Origin of the sequence: Flavobacterium fluviale (genome assembly GCF_003312915.1) — a bacterium.
GTDB lineage: Bacteria > Bacteroidota > Bacteroidia > Flavobacteriales > Flavobacteriaceae > Flavobacterium > Flavobacterium fluviale.
Window position 1 is genome coordinate 2,371,936 of sequence record NZ_CP030261.1, and the last position, 22,365, is coordinate 2,394,300.

A 22,365-nucleotide genomic window follows, 5' to 3' on the forward strand; every position below is an offset into this window, starting at 1 on the left:
TTAGAAAATCAAAAATCAAAAATCAAAAATCAGAACCCTCTCTGTCTTTTTGCTTCAAAAATTAAAATCGCGGCAGCAACAGAAACATTCATACTGTCAATTTCGCCCTGCATCGGGATAATAATATTTTGAGTAGCAGCTTCACGCCATTCCTGCGTTAGACCAGTTGCTTCTGTACCCACAACCAAAGCGGTTGGAGCAGTAAAATCTTGAGTATGATAAGAAGTTGAATTTTGAAGAGTTGCGCTATAGAAATTAATCTTTTTTTCTTTTAAAAAAGCAATAATTTCAGAAGTGGTTCCGCTTGCAATTTGATTGGTAAAAAGACAGCCCACACTTGAACGCACAATATTCGGATTGTATAAATCACTTTTTGGATTGGCAATTAAAACAGCATCTAAATTGGCTGCGTCTGCAGTACGTAAAACGGCACCAATATTTCCTGGTTTTTCAAGTGATTCAACAACAAGAATTAATGGATTCTCAGATAATTTTAAATCGGATAATTGCAGCGATTTGGTTTTTGCTACAGCTAAAATTCCTTCGGTAGTATCGCGATAAGCCAGTTTTTGATAAACTTCTTTGTTGATTTCTATAATTTGAAACGGATTATTGATCAGTTTGTCGATTTCAGTTTCAGAAACTAATTCTGGTAAAAATAAAACCGTTTCAATTTCGTAACCGCCTTTTATTGCTAATGAAATTTCTCTTAAACCTTCAATTAAAAATGTTCCAGTTTGTTTTCTAGCTTTGGATTTTTCTTGAAGTAAAACCAAAGATTTTATAAACGGATTTTGAATTGAAGTGATTTGTTTCATTTTTTTAAAGGCTCAAAGTTGCAGAGGGGCAAAGGTACAGAGTTTTTTTCTTCCTGCAAGAATTTAAAATAGCCACGAATCCACGAATAATTCTTTTACAATAAAAAAAATAAAATTCGTGAATTCGTGGCTAAAAATTATTTCTTAAAAATTTCTTTAATCTCAGTTTCTACAGGATGATCAGTCTTGAAATCATATCCCATAATTTTTGCTAAAGTTTGGGCAAATTGTTTTTGATACAATTGAGATTCGGTTTTAATTTCGCCTTTTGGACCAATTTCAGGTCCCATTGCAGCAAACCAAATTTCAGATGCGCCAGGAACGTCAGAGCCATGATCTGTCCATTGTGCTTTTACTTTGTCGCCTCGGCCGTGGTCAACCGTTATAAATAAAGTAGTTTTGTTTTTGTACTGCGGGTCATTTTGAACAAAATTCCAAATTTCCTCGATCCATTTATCGACTTGGTTTGCAGCATCTAAATACGAACGATATTGTGCATGATGTGCCCACTCATCGGTTTCGCCATAGGCAATGTAAAGCACTTTAGGCTTTTTATTTTTTAATTCGTCTAATGCCTGATAATGTGTGAAAACATCTAAACATTCGTCTTGGTGAAAAGGCTTATAGGAGTTGTCACGCATTTCGTTAAGCAGTTTTTGCATTGCAGTTGGCTTATTTCCTCCTACTTTATCGAAAGCAGAAATGACAGGAAACCCGCTTCTTTCTTCGTTCAGAATTCTATCAAAAGCATCCCAAGCACCAAAAGCAGCAACTTTTCCTTTTAGCTTAGACTGCTGGTTCAAGAACTCTAATACATTTACATTGGGATTGGCTTTATAGCCGTTTGAATTTACTTTCAGGTCAACATTTCCAGTCATTATTTCGCTGTAGCCTGGATAACTAAACCAATACGGATTGGCAACATCGACCTTATTTCCTAAATCTCGATTACCGTAAATCTGACCTTTTGAAGCGATTTCGGACCAGAAAAAAGGCATTAATTTTTTACGAGCTTCTTTGATATCAGGATTGGAATATTTTTTATAAATATAGGCGCTGTCTCCCTGATTGAATTTTTTATCATTGGCAATAGCTGGGTCAATTCCTTTAAAAACTTCCTGCCATCTAAAACCATCTGTAGTAATGATGATTATGTTTTCTGTTTTTTGTGCCAGAGATTTAAAGCTTAATAAAATGAACAGAATTGGGATTAATTTTTTCATTTTTTATTAATTGAAATTACAATGAATCGTTTTGATTTTTTTTCAAAACTAATTAATTTAATCAATTAATTTTTACGTGATAAGGTAAGGTAACTTTAACTTAATAGAAGGGAAAATTTATAAAATTCCTCTAGACTTAATTTCCAAATATTTGTTAATGGCGTCAAGCGTAAGATTTTCTGGCTGTGTCAAAACCGAATGGATTCCGTATTTTTTCAGTTCGTTTACGATTAATCGTTTTTCGAACATAAATTTTTCAGCAATCACTTTGTCATAAACTTCCTGAATCGTGCTTGTTTTTTTATTGATGATCGAATTCAGTTCGGTATTTTGAAAGAAAACAACAACCAATAAATGACTTTTTGCAATTCCTTTTAAATAAGGTAACTGGCGATTCAGTCCGTCCATTGTTTCAAAGTTGGTATACAGAATAATTAAACTTCTTTGATTGATATTTTTCTTAATATCAACATATAATCGGCTGTAATCGCTTTCGAAAAAATCGGTTTTTACATTGTATAAAGTTTCTAAGATCTTTTGCATTTGAGAAGCTCTTCTTTCGGCAAAAACTCTGTTTTCTACCTTTTTAGAAAATGAAAAAAGTCCTGCTTTATCTTGTTTTTTCAGAATGACATTTGATAAAACCAAAGCCGAATTTATAGCATAATCTAATAAACTTAAGCCGTCAAAAGGCATTTGCATGACACGGCCTTTGTCAATTGCCATATAAACAGTTTGTGATTTTTCGTCTTGAAACTGATTGACCATCAAAGAATTTCTTTTGGCAGTAGCTTTCCAGTTTAATGTCCTTAAATCATCGCCTTGTACATATTCTTTAATCTGTTCAAATTCCATTGTGTGTCCAATTCGGCGGATTTTTTTAATTCCGTATTGAAAAAGATTATTAGAAAAAGCAATTAAATCGTATTTTCTTAACTGAATATAAGATGGATACGTCGGAACCATTTGGTCTTTGTCAAAAGCAAATCTTCTAGCAATTAGTTTTAAAGGAGAAGATACATAAACATTTAAAGCTCCAAAATGATATTCGCCGCGTTCTGTCGGGCGAAGTTCGTAGCTAATTTCTTTTTGCGTTGATGCTTTGATTGATTTTACAATCTTGAAATCACGAACTTGAAACTGAAACGGAATTTCATCAATTATCTTAACCGAAACAGGAAAATTATAATGATTTTTCAAGTTGATTCGAATGGTATTTAAATCTCCATTCGATAATTTTTCCGGCGTAATTCTTTCTGCTTCAAGCCCAGTTCTTGCTAAATATAAAATCAGGATATCAAGACCTAAAAAAGTCACCAAACCCAAAACAATAAGCCAAACCGCATTATAAAGATTCGGAAAAATAAAAGCACAAATAAACAATCCTATTATGCCTAAAAGCACATAGAAGAAGAAATTATTCAGATATAGACTTTTTATGAACTTCATTTTTTCGATGTTTCAAGTTTCAGGTTTCAAGTTTCAGGTTCAGGTTTCAGGTTTCAAGTTTGTCTCAACACTAACCATTAACCATTTATAATTAACAATTATCTTGGGATTTCTACAGTCTCGATAATCTGTTTAATAATTTCTGAACTCGTAATGCCTTCCATTTCACGTTCTGGCGTTACAATAACACGATGCTGTAAAACAGGAATTGCAGCTTCTTTTATATCTTCTGGCGTAACAAAATCACGCCCGCGGATGGCAGCAAAACCTTTGGAGGCATTCAAAATAGCGATTGAAGCACGAGGAGAAGCTCCTAAATATAAAAAGGCGTTTTCACGTGTGTTAACCACGATTCTTGCAATATATTCCAGTAAATTTTGCTCAACTCTAATTTGTTTTACCAAACCTTGATACTGCTTAATTTCATCAGATGAAAGGATTGTTTTTATCGCATCTAGTTTTCCGTGATCTTGTAAAGAATGTTCTCTTTGAATAATCAAAATCTCCTCATTTAATTTTGGATAATCGATAGTGATTTTGAAAAGAAAACGGTCTAACTGCGCTTCTGGAAGACGATAAGTTCCTTCTTGCTCGATTGGATTTTGGGTTGCAATTACCAAAAACGGTGTTTCTAATTGATAACCAGATCCGTCGATTGTAATTTGACGCTCTTCCATAACTTCAAAAAGCGCGGCTTGTGTTTTGGCAGGAGCACGATTTATCTCATCAATTAAAATTAAATTAGAGAAAATCGGTCCTTTTTTGAATTCAAATTCTGAAGTTTTTAGGTTAAAAATCGAAGTTCCTAAAATATCAGAAGGCATTAAATCGGGCGTAAATTGAATTCTGCTGAAATCAATGTTTAATGTTTTTGATAATAATTTGGCTGTGATCGTTTTCGCAACTCCAGGAACACCTTCTAGAAGAACATGACCGTTTGACAAAATTGCAACCAAAAGCTGGTCCACCATTTTATGCTGCCCAACAATTACAGTTTCAATCTCTTTTTTAATTGTATTTACGTGCTCTAAAAGAGGCCCTAAATTAATTCTAGTTTCAAAATTCACATTTTCATTTGTGATTTCGTTTGATGTTGTATTGATGTCGTCCATAATTTGGTCTGTTTTTTTATTTGTTTTTTCTTGCCTCAGATTAAAGGATTAAGTGATTTTGACTAATCTGTATTAATCTCTGGCTAAAATAATTAATGTAAAATCTTTTCTATTGCTGTATTTATTCGGATCAAATCTTCTTCCAGGCTTCCGTGATAACTCTTTCTGTGATGATTTATTAAGTCGATAAGTTCTTGAATGTCTTTCTCGTCTTTGCCTGTTTTATGATGCAGTTTTGCAATAAAATCATCATCTAATTTTGACGTGTCAATTAAATAATCGGTTCTTATTTTTTCTAGGAAATAAATAATCTTTTTGTCAATAATATTAGCATGATCTCCTTCCTGATAATATAAATTTCCGATGGTTTTCGTGAAATCCACCGTTAAATTCTCTAACGGTTTTATAATCGGCACAATACGCTGCTTACGTTTTGCATTAAAGATCATAAAAATCAAAATACCAATTAAGGCTAAATACCATGCCCATTTTAAAGCTGGCTGCGATAAAATATAGCGCATAGGAGAATTTGAAATTCTTTTATCATTGAAACTTTTAGTATACCAAAAAATATTTCCTTTTGTAAAATAAGACAATACATTTTCGGCATATTGGTAATGATCTTTTTTAAGCAGATTATAATTCGTAAACGCTACCGGCTGTGTGTGTAAATACACATATCCATTTTTGTACGGAACTTCAATAAAATTAATTTGTCTTTTATTTTTATTGCTGTTCTGATAACCAAGAACTTTTGTGTTTAAAGTATCTATTTTAGAAAAATAATCGCTTAAGCCAGTATTAAAAGTATATTTTTTTGTGCTTACCTTTTTATTAGCCATCCAGATCGAAACATTTTCAGACGGCATAAAATCTGTTTTCAATTCTACTTTTAAAGAATCCAGCAATAATTTTGGAAATGCTCTCATGCTTAAAAAAGCCTTATTTCCATGCGAGACAAAATATAAAATCTCTTTCATAGACTGATCGTCAATATTATTGGCTTCAGAAATATTGATGAAAGTACCTTTAATTTTGTAGTTTTCTACATTTTCATTTTCATCATATTGGGAATCTAAATATTCGTAAGGCGTTTCAGTTGAGATTTTTTTGACTTTTTGTTTCTTAAAAAAGCCATTAAATTCTTGATCTAAAATGTATAATCCAAACGGAATTTTATCATTAACAGAATACGTAGGAGTCCAGTCAATAGGTTTTGGTTTCCCCTTGTCTGTTAAAAGTACTATACCGAAAAGCAAAACCAGTATAGCAATGTATATTTTCATGTTTTTATCCATTGCCGAAGGTTTTTAAAGCTTTTTTAAATCTGTTTTCAGTTTTACTGAATATTGCATCATCAATCTCAAATTCGCCGTACCAAATATAATTGTACAAATAAGAAAGATAGGTAAACTCCTCTTTATGAGCAGGCTGTTGTAACTCGTACAAATAATCAGAATTTGTTTTCTCGATATCCCATTCAATGTAATTATGCTGCGCCATTACTTTTAAAAGCCACAGATAATAATAGCGTACGGCAGCTCTTCTTTCCCCCGTTTCGATACTTTCTTTTATTAGTTTTTCAAAATCTAAAAGATGAATATTTTTTTCAGCATCCGAATAAAAAATGGCTTTTTTATTGGCATTTTTTCCAAAAATCCATTTTCCTTCTTGTTTAGTCAACGCTCGTGCTATGAAATAAATCAAAACAATGACTATTAAGACAGCAATAATCCTAAATAATATAACGACAAAATTCAATGATGTCTTTACGCTTTTAAAGTTGAATAAACTTGAAAAGATTCCAGCCAGCCAATGTATACAGTGGTCCCACCAGCTTTTTTCTGGAGCTTTATATTCGTATACAAATTCTGGATCAGTATATTTTTTTTTGAAGTTTTTCTCAAAATGCTTGGCTTCGACAGTATTCGAATCAACCTGAATATCCTTTTCCGTATATTTAATTACAGCAATTTTTGGAGGTTCCGGAGTTGTAACAACCGAATCCTGTGCCATAGAAATACCGCAGCAAAAAAGAAAAGAAAAAATAAATAATAATCTTGTCATTACTTGGTCTTAAAGATTTTTGGCAGTTAAAGAATGTATTTTTTTGTGCACCATAAAAGGATAAATCAAGTAATAAAATGAAATAAGTGCAAGCGTCGCCAAAATAATTAAACTGCTTAACCAATTAGGCATATCGATAGAATATCGCGTAATAAAGCCTTCTAAAAATCCAGCACTTATTGTAAAAGGAAAAGTACTTAAAAATATTTTAAAACTGTTTTTAAAACCAATTTTAAAAGAATTAATTCTGGAGAAAGTTTTAGGGAATAGGATAGAAGCTCCTAAAATAAAACCGGCTGTTGTTTCGATAACAATTGCGAAAATTTCCATAGCACCGTGAATCCAAATTCCTCGAACGCTTTTCCAGAAAACACCTTGTTCGTAAAAGAAATATTGAAAAGAACCCAGCATAATACAGTTTTGAAGAAAAATGCTAAAAGTCCCAATGCCCGCAAAAATTCCGTAAAAATAACATTTGGCACCTACAAAAAGATTGTTCACCGTAATGCCGATAAAACTTCCCCAATTGCTTCCAGAGCCATATACGGCCATCGGATTGCCTTTTTTGATGTTCGCCATAGTCATATTTACATATTCGTCTCCTAAAATTAAGCGGACAAAATCTTGATCATAGCGGGCAGAAAGAACTCCAATTGAAACAGTAACAAAAAATAATGCAAAAGCATAAAGCAAATATCTTTTGTATTCGTAAACCAAAAGCGGAACATCAATTTTAAAAAAATCTATAATTTGATTGGAGTCTGTTCGTTTAGTTTTGTAAATCTTTTGGTAAATCTGAGAAGCGAGATGATTTAAGTACACAACCGTTTTACTTTTAGGATAATACGTTTGGGCATACGACAAATCATTCATCATTTGAATGTACAAATTAGCTAATTCATCAGGATTTTTTTTAGCTTTACCAAAAATTGCCAGCTCGAATTCGAGCCATTTTTCTTTGTTTTGTTTTATAAAGGCGATTTCTCTCATTGTTGGCTAAAATATAAAATATGTCAGAATTATCTATTAATACGACACAAAATGTCAAAATAAATTTTATTGCCGCTTCTATAGGCGAGCGGCTGGGTGCTTTTTTTATTGATTTGTTTATAATAATCTCATATTGTACTGCAATTTCAGTGGTTCTATTCAACTGGCTGCAATTCGATCGACTGCTTGCTAATCTAGACGGCTGGTCTAAAGGAGCAGTTTATTTAATTATCTATTCGCCGGTTATAGTTTACTCTTTATTTTTTGAAAGTATTTTTGAAGGACAGTCACTTGGGAAAAAACTAGTTAAAATTAAAGTGGTCAAAATCGACGGATATCAAGCGGGTTTTGGAGACTATTTAATACGCTGGTTTTTTAGGGTTATTGATTTTTTTAGCCTTTTTGGACTTCCAGGGCTTATTTCGATAATAACCAGCCAAAAATCACAGCGTCTAGGCGATATGGCAGCGGGTACAGCCGTTATTACTTTAAAGAATAAAATTAATATCAGTCACACTATTTTAGAAGAAATTGGAGATGCTTATGTGCCGACTTATCCGTTAGTTATAAAACTTTCGGACAACGATATGCGAATTATCAAGGAAACGTATCAAAAAGCCGAGGCTAAAAATGATCATGAAATCATTTATAAATTGGTAGCCAAAATTGAAAGCGTAACCGGAATTAAGAATCAATCTGGAAATAACAGCGATTTTATCAGGGTTATTTTAAAAGATTACAACTTCTACACGCAGCATATGTAAAATTTTTCTTTAAGGAATGAGAATTATTTTGAATGTTTTAGGTTTAAATTTTTTATATTTAACTGATTATTTAGTTATGGTATTTTTTAATTAAAAAACTTCTGAACATGAAAAGTAAAAAGTCACTCCTTGTCATATTAATGTTATTTGCCGTTGTTTTTAGTTTCGCTCAAGGCGGAAAAAAATTGGATAAAATAATAAAAAGAGATTATCAGATTATTGAATGTACGATTTCAAAAATGTCTGATAAAACCGTTGAATATTCGCTACCAGGCGAAACACTTCAAATTTCGCTTGATGTTTCACAGATTGCCAGAATTGATTTTGCCAGTGGAAGATCACAAACTTTTGATGTGAATTCTGGCAATAGCTCACCATCTTCTGGATCATCAGCAATTACAGCATCACAAATGAAGCCAAATACAATAGCTGTGCTTCCGGTTCCTTATGTGAATTCAGATACTCAGGAAAGCTCAGAAGACATGGCTAAATTTGCTCAAAACGATCTTTATAATAAACTGCTGGATAAATCTTCAAATATTTTTCCGTTAACAGTCCAAGATTTAAGAACAACAAACAGTCTGCTTCACAAAGCAGGAATAGACCACAATAATATTGATGAGACGCCAATTGATGACCTTGAAAAAATACTTGGTGTTGATAATATTGTAGCAGCTAAAGTTTCATACACAATAGGAACTGGTGCGACTGCGACAACTTATAACAGCGGAAATGCAAAAGTAAGCGACAATAATAAAAAGGTAAAAACAAGCGACATCTCGACTACAACATCAAATAATCAGACTTATTACTATTATACCGTATATTTTGATATGTATAAAAACAAAGACAAAATATACTCTCAAACTCGTAAACCTTTTCTAGCGGTGAAAGACAGCTGGATGGATTCTGTTACTTATTTATTAAAAAGAAGTCCAATTTACGTTAAAAAATAATAGAGTTAAAAAATGGAAAAATTCAAATCTAAAATTGATTTGTGGTTTGTAATTTTGGTATGCTTATTATTTACGCTGATACTAATACGATTAGCTTACGATCAAAATTGGGTTGGTTTTATTTTTATAATCGTAGTAATTAGTTATGTTATCTATTCATTTTCAACAACTGTTTATAGTATTGAAGGCGATAAGCTAAAAATAAAATGCAGTTATTTCTTTAATTTTTTGATTGAAATTAAGGACATAAAAAAAAAATCGGAAACTTTTAATATTATAAGTTCGCCTGCACTGGCATTTAACCGATTAGAAATTTTATATAATAAATTTGATACGCTTTTAATTTCACCAAAAGATAAAATCAGATTTTTAGAAGCAGTAAAAAGAATAAATCCTGAAATAAAAATAGTACTAAAAAAATAGAAACAATTAATAAAATCTCTGCACCTTTGCACTTTTAGATCTTTGTAACTTAAGAAAAAATGTTTCATCTTTTAGATATTATTGGTACAATGGCGTTTGCTATGTCTGGCGCTTTAACGGCGATGCATAAAAAACTAGATCCGTTTGGAGTTTTTATAATTGCGTTTGTTACCGCAGTAGGAGGAGGAACGCTTCGTGACGTTCTTATTGGTCGAACTCCGGTGGGCTGGATGCGTGATATGCAGTACGTATACGTGATTATTTTAGGTTTCTTTCTAGCTATTATTTTTAGAAAAAAATTCGATAAACTTAGAACTTCTTTATTTCTATTTGATACAATTGGCTTGGGAGTTTTTACTTTAATCGGTCTCGAAAAAGGAATTATGATTGGACTGCATCCCGGAATTTGTATTGCTTTAGGAACAATGACAGCTTGTTTTGGCGGTGTAATTCGAGACATTTTGTGCAACGAAATTCCGAACGTTTTTAGAGAAGAAATATATGCTACAATCTGTATTTTCGGCGGATTCGTATTCTTTGGTTTAAGAACACTAAATTTAAATGTCGATGTTTTATATTTGGTTACTTCACTCGTAATTATTGTAATTAGACTGCTGGCTGTAAAATACAAATGGCATTTAAAAGCATTTGATCATAAATAATTGATGACAAAATATACCGTAAAAAAATATAATTCGAGCAATTTTGCACTTTGGAACGATTTTGTCGCCGAGGCCAAAAATGCCACGTTTTTATTTCACCGCGATTTTATGGAATATCATAGTGACCGCTTTGAAGATTTTTCTCTTTTAGTTTTTGAAGATGAGAAACTACGTGCCATTCTTCCAGCTAATAAACGAGAAAATGCAGTGTATTCTCATCAAGGACTTACATACGGAGGATTGGTCTTTTTATCTAAACTGAAAGCAGAAAAAGCCGAAGTAATTTTAGATGAAATTTTACTTTTTTTCAAAGAAAATAAAATCGAAACCTTTTATTATAAACCGATTCCAGATTTTTATTTTTCTGAAGGAAATGCAGTAATAGATTTTTTTTTGCTGAAAAGAGGAGCCGTTTTAGAACGAAAAGAAATGAATCTGGCAGTTAATCTTACAATTCCTTTAAAAATTTCTAAAAGCAAAATGAAGCATTTTAGAAGAATTGAAAACCTTGTTTTAGATATCGTAGAAGAAGAGAATTTCGATCCATTTTGGAAAAAAATTTTAGAACCAAGATTATTAGAAAAATTTGATACAAAACCTGTTCATTCCAAAGAAGAAATCACACTTTTAAAAACGAAGTTTCCTCTAAGTATCAAACAGTTTTCTGCATATAAAGATGATGAAATCATTGCAGGAATTACGATTTTTGAAACCAAAAATGTCATTAAATCGCAGTATGGTGCTACTTCAAAAAAGGGAGAAGAATTTCGTGCCCTTGATTTTTTGTTTATTAATTTGCTTCACAAATACAAACGAAAAGGGAAACAGTTTTTTGATATGGGAATTGTGGATGAAGAAAATGACTCGGGCTATAATCATGGACTTTTAACGCAGAAACAAGAATTAGGCTGTTCCGTTTACAGCCAGGATTTTTATAAAATTGAAATAAAGTGATACCATTTTTAGACCTAAAAAAAATCAACGAACCTTATGAAACTGCTTTTCAGGAAAAACTGAAAACTGTTTTACATAACGGCTGGTATATTTTAGGGAAAGAAGTGGAAATGTTTGAAAGAAAATTTGCCGAATACTGCCAATCTAAATACTGCATTGGAGTCGGAAATGGTTTAGATGCTTTAATTCTGATTTTTAAAGGTTATATAGAACTCGGGAAACTTCAAAAAGGAGACGAAGTTATCGTTCCGGCAAATACTTATATAGCGAGTATTTTGTCCATTTTGCAAGCCGATTTAGTCCCAGTTTTGGTGGAGCCTAAATTAGAAACTTTCAATATAAATCCAGATTTAATAGAGGAAAAAATAACCTCAAAAACAAAAGCCATTTTGGCTGTTCATTTATACGGGCAGCTATCGGAAATGGATAAAATAAATAAAATTGCAGGAAAATATAATCTTATTGTTGTAGAAGATGCGGCGCAATCTCACGGAGCAGAAAACAATATAAAATCTAAAATCGATCCAGAGGCTTCGGGACTTAAATCAGCAGTCGCTTTTAGTTTTTATCCAGGAAAAAACCTTGGCTGTTTAGGCGACGGCGGTGCAATAACAACAAATGATGCTGAACTGGCGAAAGTGCTTTTTTCGCTTCGAAATTACGGCTCTGAGCAAAAATATCACAACGAATATATTGGCATTAATTCGAGATTAGATGAACTTCAAGCTGGATTTTTAAATTTGAAGCTTCCTAATTTAAATGCTGATAATGAAAAAAGAAGAAAGATTGCAAAACGCTATTTGTCTGAAATTAAAAATGATAAAATAAAATTGCCATTTTGGGATTTTTCAAATAATCATGTTTTCCATTTATTTGTTATTCGGACAGAAAATAGAAACGATTTACAGAATTATTTGGTCCAAAATAATATTCAAACATTAATTCATTATCCAATTCCGCCCCACAAACAAAAAGCTTTTTTTTCCGAAACTTTTGGATGGAATAATTTATCATTTCCTGTAACAGAAAAGATTCATAATGAAGTTTTAAGCTTGCCAATGAGTCCCGTTTTAACAGAATCTGAGGTTGATTTTATAATTGAAATTCTAAATCAATATTAAGTTTGAATTTTTATAAAAAAATAGGTCAAACCAGTTTGTTTAAGATTACTTCTTTAAACAGTTTCAGCGTTGTTTTAAAAATCGGAATTGGTTTAATTACTTCAAAAATACTTGCCGTTTTTGTCGGACCAAGCGGCATGGCTTTGGTTGGAAATCTTCGTAATTTTTTAACTTCATTAGAAAATATTTCCACTTTAGGATTTCAAAATGGCATCGTAAAATACACAGCCGAAAATGAAAAAAATAAAGTTGAACTTCAAAAAATTACAACTACCGTTATTGTAGCTTTATTGATTACTGCCGTTTTTTTAGGTAGTATTTTATTTTTTTCAGCCTCGTATTGGAATACTCAAATTTTTGGAAACAGTACAGAATATCTGATGGTTTTCAGAGTGCTGGCTTTGGCTTTGCCTTGCTATGCCGTTTCCATTTTTTTTGTCGCTTTAATCAATGGTTTAGGAAAATTTCAGAAAGTAATCTGGATCAATATCATCGGAAACACAATTGGCTTATTGGTTTCTCTCTTTTTGATTTTACAATTTCAAACAAATGGTGCATTATTAGCAATTGTAATTGCGCCGGCGTTGTTATTTTTTGTTACGTTTTATCTCGTTCAAAAAGAAATCAACTTTTTTCAAATGGTAAAACTTGATTTATTTGACTTTAAAATCATAAAAAATCTTTCCTCGTATTCCTTGATGGCATTGGTTTCTTCGGTTCTGGGACCATTTGTTTTTCTGGCAATTCGAAATCATATCATTCAGAATTTAGGAATTGAACAAGCAGGTTATTGGGAAACTATGACGAGAATTTCATCTTATTACCTCTTATTTGTCAGCACTATTTTGACCGTTTATTTTTTGCCAAAACTAGCAAAAGCATCAACTAACCAAGAAACTAAAAGTATTTTTTGGCAGTTTTATAAATTCATTCTTCCTGTTTTTATTCTAGGACTGATTTTTCTTTATTCCATAAGGTTTTTTGTAGTAAGACTTCTTTTTAGCAAAGAATTTCTGCCTGTCGCAGATTTGTTTTTGTGGCAGTTTTTGGGAGATGTTTTTAAAGTCTGCGCCTTGATTTTAGGCTATCAGTTTTTTGCAAAAAAATTGACTTCGGCTTTTATACTTACAGAATTATTTTCTTTATTTATTCTGTATACGGCTAGTGTTTATTATATTCAAATATTTCAAATAGAGGGAGTTGTAATAGCTTACGCTTTCCAGAATTTATGTTATTTGATAATCCTTGCGATCTATTTTAGGAAAAGTTTGTTTTAATTTTCGTTCCATTTCTGCACGTATTTTTGTGCAATATTTATATAATTATGATGTTCTTCTATAAAGTCTCTGGCGTGTTTTCCTATTGCTGTAATTTTTTCAGGATTTTCAATTAAAAAAGACAATTCATTTACTAAATAATCTACGTCAGGAATAGCGTTTATACATACTTTTTCAGTAAGATTGTAATATTCTGTAAACTCAGTTTCGGCATTAGTAAAAACCACTTTTCCTTTTGCCATTGATTCCAAAGCATTGTAGCCCTGATCGTATCCATAAATTTGATCTAATAAGATATGGGAACGATTGTAAAGATTAATGTATTCTGAATATGGAACACTTCGAACCGTAATTATTTCAACTTTAGAATCGTACTTTCTTTCTATTATTTCTAAAGCTTTTTCAAAATAATCATTTCCTTTTTTTAAATAATTATCATTGTTGATTCCATGAAAAATAATGATTTTACCGATGATTTTAAGAGGTTGAAATTGAAGCTTGTCGGTATTTATTGGGTTTGGAATCATCCCTAAATATTTACCGGTTCCTTTAAGAGGAAGATGATAATCTAAATCTGAAGCAATAATGCCATTACAGTTTTCGTAAATATATTGATGCAGTTTGAAGAACTCTTTCTTGCGGAATTTCAAAACATTAGCAAATGATTTTTGATCAATTTTATGATTCTGATATAACGGAATTACAGATTTAAAATCAGGGTTTTCAAAGCAATATTTTACATTTAAATAATCGTACCCAGAACTTAACAAATATAATTTTTGGTTGTTTTTTAAAAGGCTCGAAATGATCTTCTTCTCGAAATAATACGTGCAATGAAAACTGTTTTCGTTAATTAACTGCACGACATCAAACCCTGAACATTTTTTTTCGAATTTTAAAAATTGGCGGTATGTCAAATAAGAACTAATGTCGAATCCAGAAAGTTTATAAACTGCAATTTTTACTTTTTTTAAAAAACCAGAATCCCATTTTTTCTGAATAGGAAAGTCGACTGGAAAGTTTTTAAAACCGTCATTTTGACCAATAATAAAAACATCATGTCCTAATTTTTGCAAACCATCTTTCAAAGAATTGTGCAAATGACTGTATTCGCCTACCAGTAAAACTTTCATTTATGTGTATATTTGACAAATATATTTACTTTTTTGGTTAAAAACATGAATAAAAAGAAAGTTGCAATTGTTTCAAATTCTTTAGGAAAAGGAGGAGCAGAACGTTTCGCAGCTTTACTGACTTTAATGTTAGAAGAATCTGGCTTTGAAGTGCATTCTATTGTTGTAAATGACGTTGTAGATTATTCGTACACAGGAACTTTATATAATTTAGAAAAAGAAAGTTCTGGATGTTTTTCTTTCTTCAAAAAAATTAAAAAAGGAATCTTATTAAGGCGTTATTTAACCACAAATAATATAGAAATTGTAATAGACGGCAGAACTAGAAATGTATTGTTGAGAGAATTAATTACGAGATTAATTTATCGAAATACCAAAATCTATTACGTTGTGCACAGTTATAATTTTAAGAATTATTTTCCTTCGTCGGTATTTTGGTCTAGAATAATTTATAAAAACACTGAAGCTTTGATTTGTGTATCGAAAACAATTGAAGAAAAAGTAAAGCAGCTTTATAATCTTAAAAATACCATTACAATATATAATCCTTTTTTTATTGCTGATGGCGAAATCAGAAAAGAAGTTTCTGAAACCCAAAAAGTGATTTTGTTTTTTGGACGATTTGATGAAAAAGTGAAAAATTTTACATTGATGCTGGAAGCTTTTTTACAATCTGAAGTTTTTCTAAAAGGCTTTCGACTGCATCTTTTAGGAGATGGAAATGATTTAGAATTTATACAGCAAAAAATTAAAGATCTAGATTTAAGTAATTACGTTTCTATTTTTCCTTTCAAGCAAAATCCGTTTGATGAAGTTCGCAAAGCTAAATTTACTATTCTAACAAGTTATTACGAAGGTTTTCCGCTTTCGATTGTAGAGTCGCTGGCTCTAGGAACTCCTGTTGTAGCTGTCGATTGCAATTCGGGTCCTAGAGAAATTATTCAGAATGAAATTAATGGCTTACTAGTTGAAAACAACAATGTTAAAGCTTTATCCGAAGCCATAAAACGGTTTGCAGATGATAGCGAATTGTACCATTTTTGCAAAAACAATGCAGCAGAAAGTGTAAAACATTTATCGCTGAGAAATATTGCTAAACAATGGAAAAACCTTCTAATTAATCAAAAATGACAAGTATTTCAGATATTCAGTTAATCGAAATTCCTAAAATTCAGGATAGGAGGGGTAATCTATCTGTTGTTGAAGGAGATACAATTCCGTTTGTTTCTAAAAGGGTTTATTATTTATATGATGTGCCGAGCGGAAGCAAAAGAGGCGGTCATGCCCATAAGGAGCAGCAAGAATTTTTAATTCCGTTAAGCGGCAGTTTTGATGTGATTTTAAAAGACGGAAAAAATAAACAAATTATTACGCTTAACAAGCCGAATGTTGGATTGCTTATTGTGTCTGGAATTTGGAGAGAACTTCAGAATTTTTCTTCCGGAAGTGTTTGCCTGGTTCTTTCTTCAGCAGAATTTAATGAGGAAGATTACATTCGGGAATACAAAAAATTCAAGTTATTTAAAAACAGATGAACCTATTCCCATTTCTGCTGATTTTAGTTTTACTTCGATTAATATTCGCAGTAAAAAAGAAGGAAGCATTAATAAAAATCTCTTTTTTAAGCTTAGATTATCCAAATCAATTCCATTGTAATAATAATTAAAAAGTGTTTTATTTGAGGCTGTTTTACTTTTAACAGCGAGCGAAAAACGGTTCAAATCCAAAAAAAGCTTCAAGTCAGGATTTGATTTTTCAGCTTCTAAAAATTTAGTGAAATCCATTTTAGCAGTTAAAAACGCATCGTTTTTAGATAAACTTTTATCATCATAAACGTATCTTGCGAGAATTTGCCATGAAAATAATACAGGATAAACAAGTCCCATTCTAATCCATAAATCGGTGTCCTGACCGCTTTTTATTTTGGGGTCAAACAATCCAATTTCGTCAAAAATACTTTTGTGAAAAACAGCACAAGAAGTACAAATAACAGATTGTTTTAAACTTGCTTTAAAGTAATTTACAATTTCAGATTCGTTTGTTTTTTCAATAGAATACAGAGCTGGAATTGTGTTTTTAGGAGTTTCAATCTCAATCGCTCCAGTAAATATTTTATGTTTTGGAAATTGGTTTATCTTCTCAAACATAACGCTCAAGAAATCAGGATACCAATAATCATCAGCATCCAAAAAAGTGATATAAGCGGCCGATGCTTTTGTAATTCCAAAATTACGAGTTTCAGAAGCGCCTTTATTTTCTTGAAAAAAATAGTGAATTTTAGAGTTTTTAAATCCCAAAACTTTTTCTTCGCTTTTATCTGTTGATCCGTCGTTGATTATAATAATTTCAAAATCCTGAAAAGTCTGATTCAAAATGCTTTGTATCGTACTTTCGATAAAATTTTCTTTGTTGTACAGCGGAATTATTATAGAGAAAAAAGCCATTTTCAATGTGTTTTTAAAGAGCAGTAATAACCCAGTCTGTAAAGGTCAAAAAGAAAAAGAGATGGGTTTTTGCTTAATAACTGATTGATAAATAAAGGTTTGAAAATTCTGAAAGTAAAAGCAATTATGTTTTTTAAACCATATTTTTTAATAGTTTGAAAATAATAAGATAACTTGACATAATCTTGAGCAATTAAATCAGATTCGACTAAGTTTTTTAAACCTAAAACGGCTTCTTCAGATTTTCTTAAAAAGGTTTTACTATCTTCAATTCCTAAATGATAAACTGGATTTTCGATATGAATTACTTCTATTTGTTTCTGCTTTAATTCAAAAGAAAACAAAGTGTCTTCATGTCTAAGATTTGGAATACTTTCATTAAAACGAACTTTTGAAAAAACACTTTTTTTGATTAAAAAATTCAAGCTCAAAAAAGACAAATAAGTGTTTTTATTTCGGTCAGAGACTTTTAACGCTTCTCTTCTTATTCCGTAAATCCAGCGCAGCAGTTCATTTTTCGGCGGTTTTATGTTTTGATATAAAATACCTCCATAAACTACTTTTTCGCTGTTATTAATTTGTGAAATGTAACTCAAAACAAAATTTTCATGCACAGGAAAAGTATCGGCGTCAAGAAAAAGTAAATCATCGTAAACCGCTTTTTCGGCTAATAAATTCCGAATCGCGCTTCGTCCAATATTCTTTTGCAAAACGCTGTAAGAGACGTTTGTGAATTTATTAATTCTTTGGTTTTCAATTAAAAAATCCTGCGATGCATCATCTAAACAAATAATTTCAAAAGGAATATTACATTCCAAAACTTGTTTGTGCAGCGTTTCTACAAGCGAAAAAATAGAATAATTGTAAACCGGAATTAAAATCGAAAGCATTACACGCTTCTTTGCACCACTTCGAAGATTCTTTCATCTTCACATTTTAGTGTTTTAGAAGGGAATTTCATCAATAATGCATAATCGTGTGTTGCCATGATGACGGTTTTTCCAGTTGCATTAATCGCTTTTAATACTTCTAAAACTTCAGAACTCGTCTGCGGATCAAGATTTCCTGTTGGTTCATCGGCAAGAATAAATTCTGGATCATTAAGAAGCGCTCTTGCAATTGCAACACGTTGTTGTTCTCCTCCAGAAAGCTGATGCGGCATTTTGTTCACGAAATCTTTCATGCCGACTTTATCCAAAACTTCATCAATTTTGTGCAGCATTGCATCTTTTTCGTGCCAGCCGGTTGCTCTTAAAACAAAAAGCATATTGTCTTTGATAGAACGGTCTGGAAGTAATTTAAAGTCTTGGAAAACAATTCCGATTTTACGTCTCAAAAACGGAATGTCGTTTTCTTTTATCGTTGCCAAATCAAATTCAACGATATGTCCTTCTCCTTCAACTAATGGTAAATCAGCGTATAAAGTTTTTAAGAAACTACTTTTTCCAGAACCTGTTTTTCCGATGATGTAGATAAATTCACCGTGATTAACATCTAAATTAATATGAGAGATAATTTTTCTTCCTTCTTGATATATAGTGACTTCTTTAAGAGATAGTACGGTTTGTGACATAATAAATTGATTTGAATCGTAAAAGTAATAAGATAACGGTTGTATTCAAAATAAATTTCAATCATTTCTTAAGAAAAAGTTTAAATAATTGCACTGTGAGTTCTGTAAGTTCGTTTTAATAATTGCCAAGTAAAGTCTATTAATGCCTATATTGCTTAAAAGGTTTTGATTTATTTGTTTTTTTGAAAGTTTGAGAACCAATATTTTGAAGTTTTGTAACGCAGAAAATCACATCCGTTTATTAATTTGTTCATAATAAAACCTCAAAACGTTTCGTTATAAACGTTATAAAATGATACATTTGAATACTAAATATTACAAAAATGCGTAAACTTTCCTGGTTCTTTTTATTCCAAATTATCCTTATTTCGACCACAGTTTCGGCACAAAAATCAGCTATATATACTTACGATTTAAAGGATTTTGACAAAGCACTGGCTTTATATAATGACAAACAATATGCTTCGGCACAACTTATCTTTCAACACGTAAAGAGCAACGCAACAACCGAGGAAGTGCAGTCAGACTGTGCGTTTTACATTGCCAACTGTGCGATAAGAACCAATCAGGCAAATGCTGATGCTTTAGTAGAAAAATTTGTCAGCGATTATCCAACGAGCACCAAACAAAATCAGGCTTATATAGAAGCGGCGCAGTATTTTTTCGATCAGGGAAATTATCCAAAAGCTTTACAGTGGTTTGACAAAGTAGACGAAAGTTACATGAGTAAAACCGAGTCGGATAAGTTTAATTTCATGAAAGGTTACAGCTATTTTAATGCAAAAAAGAAAAAAGAAGCGACCAATTATTTTAATAAAGTAGTGAATTCTAAAGAATACGGTTCTCAAGCTAAATATTATTTAGGATTTATGGCTTATGAAGGCGACGATTATAAAGAAGCGACTAAATATTTTGATGAAGTTTCAGGCGAAGAAAAATACAAAGAAAAGCTTTCCTATTATCAGGCTGATATGAATTTCAAACTTGGAAATTTCCAAAAAGCAATTGATTTAGGGCAGACTGCAATGGCAAAATCGAATGCTTTAGAACAATCTGAGTTGAATAAAATTATTGGAGAAAGTTATTTCAATTTAAAACAGTACGGCAAAGCGATTCCGTTTTTAGAAAAATATGAAGGTAAAAAAGGGAAGTGGAATAATACCGATTTTTATCAGTTAGGTTACGCGTATTACGAGCAGAAAAATTATGAAAAAGCGATTTCTCAATTCAATAAAATTATTGAAGGAAAAGATTTCGTGGCACAAAATGCATACTACCATTTAGGGCTGAGTTATTTGAATATTGGTAAAAAGCAGGAAGCTTTAAATGCTTTTAAAAATGCTTCTGAAATGGATTTCAATGCGCAGATTCAAGAAGATGCGGCTTTAAATTACGCTAAATTGAGTTATGATATTGGAAATGCCTATCAAGCTGTTCCAGGAATTTTGTTGGATTTCCTAAAAAAATATCCAAACAATTCAAGCCGTGCAGAAGTAGAAAAATTATTGGTGGACTCTTATATTTCTTCTAAAAACTACAAAGAAGCGCTGGCTTTATTAGAAAAAAACAGAACTGCAGAAAACAAAGCTGCGTACCAAAAAGTATTATTTTACCGCGGATTAGAGTTGTATAATGAATCTAATTATCAAGAAGCTGGCAGAATGTTTAAAAGTGCTGTAAGCGAGCAAAAAACTCCTGAATTTACAGCTCGTGCTACTTTCTGGAAAGCCGAAACAGAATATCTTAATGATGATATGCAAAATGCTTTGCTGACTTACAAACAGTTTGCAGGAATGGCAGCCGCAAAATCGACAGATGAATATAAAAATATCAATTATAATATTGGTTACACTTATTTTAAACTGAAAGAATACGATCAGGCGGCTAATTCTTTTCAAGCGCAAATTGATAATTCTCCTTCAGATAAAGTTCGTTTAAACGATTCTTATTTGCGTTTGGGAGACTGTCGCTTTGTGACTTCAAAATACAGTGCAGCAAACGAAGCATACTCAAAAGCAATTGCAGCAAAAGGTGTGGATGCAGATTACGCTCAATTTCAAAAGGCACTTTCTTACGGATTCATGTCAAATAATGCGAAAAAAATTGATGAACTGAACAATTTTGTTAAGATGTACAACAAATCATCTTACCGCGATGATGCTTTGTACGAGTTAGGAAATACGTATGTTGCAGAAAAGAAAAATGATCAGGCGTTAAAAGCTTATGATCAGTTGATTTCAGAATTTAAAAACGGATCATTTACTTCAAAAGCGATCTTAAAACAAGGTTTGATTTATTACAATTCGGATCGTGATGAGCAGGCTTTAACAAAGTTCAAAAAAGTTGCAGCAGAATTTCCAAAAACTCCAGAGGCTTTAGAAGCAGTTTCTACAGCAAGATTAATTTATGTTGATACTGGAAAAGTAGATGAATACGCAACTTGGGTTCGTACACTGGATTTTGTTGCCGTTACAGATGCTGACTTAGACAATGATACATACGATGCCGCTTTCAAACAATACAATCAAAATAATGCTAAAACTGCAATAACTGGCTTTGCTGGTTATGTGAGTAAATTCCCGAATGGAATGCACGCGCTTGAAGCTAATTTCTATTTGGCACAATTGTACTACGCAGAAGGTTCTGAAACTAAATCTATTGCGAATTATCAGTTTGTGATTGATCAGCCGAGAAATGAATTTACGGAGCAGGCATTAAACAGATTAGCTCAAATTTACTTAAAAGCAAAAGACTGCGATAAAGCCATTCCAGTTTTAGTACGTCTAGATAGTGAAGCAGATTTTCCTCAGAATAAAAACTTTGCTCAAGCGAATTTGATGAAGTGTTATTATGATAAAAAAGATTATGACAATTCGGTTGTTTCTGCTGAAAAAGTACTAGAAAATCCAAAAGCTGACGCCGGTGTAAAAGCAGATGCACAAATTATCGTTGCAAGAGCAGCTATCCAGACTGGAAATGAAGATAAAGCAAAAACTGCTTATGCAAAATTAGCGACAACTTCTAAAGGAGAATTAGCAGCAGAAGCCTTGTATTACGATGCTTATTTTAAAACAAAAGAAGGAAAATTTGATGCTTCAAACACTGCCGTTCAGAAATTAGCAAAAAGCTATTCTGCTTATAAATATTATGGTGCTAAAGGTTTGGTTTTGATGGCGAAAAACTTCTACGGATTGAAAGACAGCTATCAGGCAACGTACATTTTAGATAACGTAATTAACAACTTTACCGATTATCCAGATGTGGTTGAAGAAGCGAAAAAAGAATTGAGCGCGATAAAATTAGAAGAATCTAAAACAAATTCGTCGATTAATAAATAAGTTAGAAGTTAGAAGTGAAACGTTAAATGTCTTTACATTTTACATGTCACAAAATACATTT

At 31.9% G+C, this 22,365-nt stretch carries 21 protein-coding genes; 10 read left to right on the forward strand and 11 right to left on the reverse strand.

The window, feature by feature from the left end; genetic code table 11:
• Positions 1-29: 29 nt before the first annotated feature.
• The 7 genes from HYN86_RS10435 to HYN86_RS10465 form a co-directional block, all read right to left on the reverse strand.
• Positions 30-818: a TrmH family RNA methyltransferase gene (locus HYN86_RS10435; protein WP_113677968.1), complete on the reverse strand. Its 789-nt coding sequence runs from the start codon at positions 816-818 to the stop codon at positions 30-32.
• Between the two features lie 137 nt (positions 819-955).
• Entirely contained in the window at positions 956-2,041 is a 1,086-nt protein-coding gene (locus HYN86_RS10440) for an alkaline phosphatase family protein (RefSeq protein ID WP_113677969.1), read from the reverse strand.
• A gap of 117 nt (positions 2,042-2,158) precedes the next feature.
• Positions 2,159-3,490, reverse strand: coding sequence for a DUF58 domain-containing protein (locus tag HYN86_RS10445; protein ID WP_113677970.1), 1,332 nt, complete (start codon positions 3,488-3,490; stop codon positions 2,159-2,161).
• A 98-nt stretch (positions 3,491-3,588) separates the two neighbouring features.
• Positions 3,589-4,602: an AAA family ATPase gene (locus HYN86_RS10450; RefSeq protein ID WP_113677971.1), complete on the reverse strand. Its 1,014-nt coding sequence runs from the start codon at positions 4,600-4,602 to the stop codon at positions 3,589-3,591.
• Positions 4,603-4,694: 92 nt separating this feature from the next.
• Positions 4,695-5,888: a DUF4350 domain-containing protein gene (locus HYN86_RS10455; protein ID WP_230406453.1), complete on the reverse strand. Its 1,194-nt coding sequence runs from the start codon at positions 5,886-5,888 to the stop codon at positions 4,695-4,697.
• 4 nt (positions 5,889-5,892) lie between these two features.
• A complete protein-coding gene (locus tag HYN86_RS10460) occupies positions 5,893-6,669 on the reverse strand; it encodes a DUF4129 domain-containing protein (RefSeq protein ID WP_113677973.1) in 777 nt (258 codons plus the stop codon).
• 9 nt (positions 6,670-6,678) lie between these two features.
• Complete coding sequence (locus HYN86_RS10465) at positions 6,679-7,659, reverse strand: stage II sporulation protein M (RefSeq protein ID WP_113677974.1); 981 nt, start codon at positions 7,657-7,659, stop codon at positions 6,679-6,681.
• 20 nt (positions 7,660-7,679) lie between these two features.
• Here HYN86_RS10465 and HYN86_RS10470 point away from each other — a divergent pair, with 20 nt between their 5' ends.
• The 7 genes from HYN86_RS10470 (at position 7,680) to HYN86_RS10500 (ending at position 13,816) form a co-directional block, all read left to right on the forward strand.
• Positions 7,680-8,423 (forward strand): RDD family protein, encoded by a 744-nt coding sequence (locus tag HYN86_RS10470; RefSeq protein ID WP_113677975.1) that lies wholly within the window; start codon positions 7,680-7,682, stop codon positions 8,421-8,423.
• A gap of 107 nt (positions 8,424-8,530) precedes the next feature.
• On the forward strand, positions 8,531-9,379 hold the full coding sequence (locus tag HYN86_RS10475; protein WP_113677976.1) for a hypothetical protein: 849 nt from the start codon (positions 8,531-8,533) through the stop codon (positions 9,377-9,379).
• Positions 9,380-9,391: 12 nt separating this feature from the next.
• Positions 9,392-9,802 (forward strand): PH domain-containing protein, encoded by a 411-nt coding sequence (locus HYN86_RS10480; protein ID WP_113677977.1) that lies wholly within the window; start codon positions 9,392-9,394, stop codon positions 9,800-9,802.
• Between the two features lie 59 nt (positions 9,803-9,861).
• The gene (locus HYN86_RS10485; RefSeq protein WP_113677978.1) at positions 9,862-10,464 is read left to right on the forward strand and encodes a trimeric intracellular cation channel family protein; all 603 of its coding nucleotides are present in this window, start codon (positions 9,862-9,864) and stop codon (positions 10,462-10,464) included.
• Positions 10,465-10,467: 3 nt separating this feature from the next.
• Positions 10,468-11,418, forward strand: coding sequence for a FemAB family protein (locus HYN86_RS10490; RefSeq protein ID WP_113677979.1), 951 nt, complete (start codon positions 10,468-10,470; stop codon positions 11,416-11,418).
• Positions 11,415-12,539: a DegT/DnrJ/EryC1/StrS family aminotransferase gene (locus tag HYN86_RS10495; RefSeq protein ID WP_113677980.1), complete on the forward strand. Its 1,125-nt coding sequence runs from the start codon at positions 11,415-11,417 to the stop codon at positions 12,537-12,539. The genes HYN86_RS10490 and HYN86_RS10495 overlap by 4 nt, the downstream gene beginning before the upstream one ends.
• 2 nt (positions 12,540-12,541) lie before the next feature.
• A complete protein-coding gene (locus HYN86_RS10500; protein ID WP_230406454.1) occupies positions 12,542-13,816 on the forward strand; it encodes an O-antigen translocase in 1,275 nt (424 codons plus the stop codon).
• Here HYN86_RS10500 and HYN86_RS10505 read toward each other — a convergent pair.
• Positions 13,813-14,949 (reverse strand): glycosyltransferase, encoded by a 1,137-nt coding sequence (locus HYN86_RS10505; RefSeq protein WP_113677981.1) that lies wholly within the window; start codon positions 14,947-14,949, stop codon positions 13,813-13,815. The genes HYN86_RS10500 and HYN86_RS10505 overlap by 4 nt on opposite strands.
• Before the next feature lie 45 nt (positions 14,950-14,994).
• Between HYN86_RS10505 and HYN86_RS10510 the strand changes: the two genes are divergently transcribed.
• Both HYN86_RS10510 and HYN86_RS10515 read left to right on the forward strand, forming a co-directional pair.
• Positions 14,995-16,080 carry a glycosyltransferase gene (locus HYN86_RS10510; protein ID WP_113677982.1) on the forward strand — a complete coding sequence of 362 codons (1,086 nt, stop codon included), beginning with the start codon at positions 14,995-14,997 and terminating at the stop codon, positions 16,078-16,080.
• A complete protein-coding gene (locus HYN86_RS10515; protein ID WP_113677983.1) occupies positions 16,077-16,484 on the forward strand; it encodes a sugar 3,4-ketoisomerase in 408 nt (135 codons plus the stop codon). Before HYN86_RS10510 ends, HYN86_RS10515 begins: the two co-directional genes overlap by 4 nt.
• On the opposite strand, the gene HYN86_RS10520 is transcribed toward HYN86_RS10515, so the two are convergent.
• The 3 genes from HYN86_RS10520 to HYN86_RS10530 are packed head-to-tail and all read right to left on the reverse strand — an operon-like array spanning position 16,467 to position 18,966.
• Entirely contained in the window at positions 16,467-17,393 is a 927-nt protein-coding gene (locus HYN86_RS10520; RefSeq protein WP_113677984.1) for a glycosyltransferase family 2 protein, read from the reverse strand. The genes HYN86_RS10515 and HYN86_RS10520 overlap by 18 nt on opposite strands.
• 2 nt (positions 17,394-17,395) lie before the next feature.
• The gene (locus HYN86_RS10525; RefSeq protein WP_113677985.1) at positions 17,396-18,283 is read right to left on the reverse strand and encodes a glycosyltransferase family 2 protein; all 888 of its coding nucleotides are present in this window, start codon (positions 18,281-18,283) and stop codon (positions 17,396-17,398) included.
• Positions 18,283-18,966 (reverse strand): cell division ATP-binding protein FtsE, encoded by a 684-nt coding sequence (locus tag HYN86_RS10530; RefSeq protein ID WP_113677986.1) that lies wholly within the window; start codon positions 18,964-18,966, stop codon positions 18,283-18,285. The genes HYN86_RS10525 and HYN86_RS10530 overlap by 1 nt, the downstream gene beginning before the upstream one ends.
• Positions 18,967-19,289: 323 nt before the next feature.
• Between HYN86_RS10530 and HYN86_RS10535 the strand changes: the two genes are divergently transcribed.
• Entirely contained in the window at positions 19,290-22,304 is a 3,015-nt protein-coding gene (locus HYN86_RS10535; protein ID WP_113677987.1) for a tetratricopeptide repeat protein, read from the forward strand.
• The last annotated feature ends 61 nt before the right edge of the window (positions 22,305-22,365 follow it).

Excerpts from the sequence above, each read along its gene's own strand:
- HYN86_RS10435 (WP_113677968.1), bottom strand. The coding sequence starts at position 818 with ATGAAACAAATCACTTCAATTCAAAATCCGTTTATAAAATCTTTGGTT.
- HYN86_RS10440 (WP_113677969.1), bottom strand. The coding sequence starts at position 2,041 with ATGAAAAAATTAATCCCAATTCTGTTCATTTTATTAAGCTTTAAATCT.
- HYN86_RS10445 (WP_113677970.1), bottom strand. The coding sequence starts at position 3,490 with ATGAAGTTCATAAAAAGTCTATATCTGAATAATTTCTTCTTCTATGTG.
- HYN86_RS10450 (WP_113677971.1), bottom strand. The coding sequence starts at position 4,602 with ATGGACGACATCAATACAACATCAAACGAAATCACAAATGAAAATGTG.
- HYN86_RS10455 (WP_230406453.1), bottom strand. The coding sequence starts at position 5,888 with ATGAAAATATACATTGCTATACTGGTTTTGCTTTTCGGTATAGTACTT.
- HYN86_RS10460 (WP_113677973.1), bottom strand. The coding sequence starts at position 6,669 with ATGACAAGATTATTATTTATTTTTTCTTTTCTTTTTTGCTGCGGTATT.
- HYN86_RS10465 (WP_113677974.1), bottom strand. The coding sequence starts at position 7,659 with ATGAGAGAAATCGCCTTTATAAAACAAAACAAAGAAAAATGGCTCGAA.
- HYN86_RS10470 (WP_113677975.1), top strand. The coding sequence starts at position 7,680 with ATGTCAGAATTATCTATTAATACGACACAAAATGTCAAAATAAATTTT.
- HYN86_RS10475 (WP_113677976.1), top strand. The coding sequence starts at position 8,531 with ATGAAAAGTAAAAAGTCACTCCTTGTCATATTAATGTTATTTGCCGTT.
- HYN86_RS10480 (WP_113677977.1), top strand. The coding sequence starts at position 9,392 with ATGGAAAAATTCAAATCTAAAATTGATTTGTGGTTTGTAATTTTGGTA.
- HYN86_RS10485 (WP_113677978.1), top strand. The coding sequence starts at position 9,862 with ATGTTTCATCTTTTAGATATTATTGGTACAATGGCGTTTGCTATGTCT.
- HYN86_RS10490 (WP_113677979.1), top strand. The coding sequence starts at position 10,468 with ATGACAAAATATACCGTAAAAAAATATAATTCGAGCAATTTTGCACTT.
- HYN86_RS10505 (WP_113677981.1), bottom strand. The coding sequence starts at position 14,949 with ATGAAAGTTTTACTGGTAGGCGAATACAGTCATTTGCACAATTCTTTG.
- HYN86_RS10510 (WP_113677982.1), top strand. The coding sequence starts at position 14,995 with ATGAATAAAAAGAAAGTTGCAATTGTTTCAAATTCTTTAGGAAAAGGA.
- HYN86_RS10515 (WP_113677983.1), top strand. The coding sequence starts at position 16,077 with ATGACAAGTATTTCAGATATTCAGTTAATCGAAATTCCTAAAATTCAG.
- HYN86_RS10520 (WP_113677984.1), bottom strand. The coding sequence starts at position 17,393 with ATGGCTTTTTTCTCTATAATAATTCCGCTGTACAACAAAGAAAATTTT.
- HYN86_RS10525 (WP_113677985.1), bottom strand. The coding sequence starts at position 18,283 with ATGCTTTCGATTTTAATTCCGGTTTACAATTATTCTATTTTTTCGCTT.
- HYN86_RS10530 (WP_113677986.1), bottom strand. The coding sequence starts at position 18,966 with ATGTCACAAACCGTACTATCTCTTAAAGAAGTCACTATATATCAAGAA.
- HYN86_RS10535 (WP_113677987.1), top strand. The coding sequence starts at position 19,290 with ATGCGTAAACTTTCCTGGTTCTTTTTATTCCAAATTATCCTTATTTCG.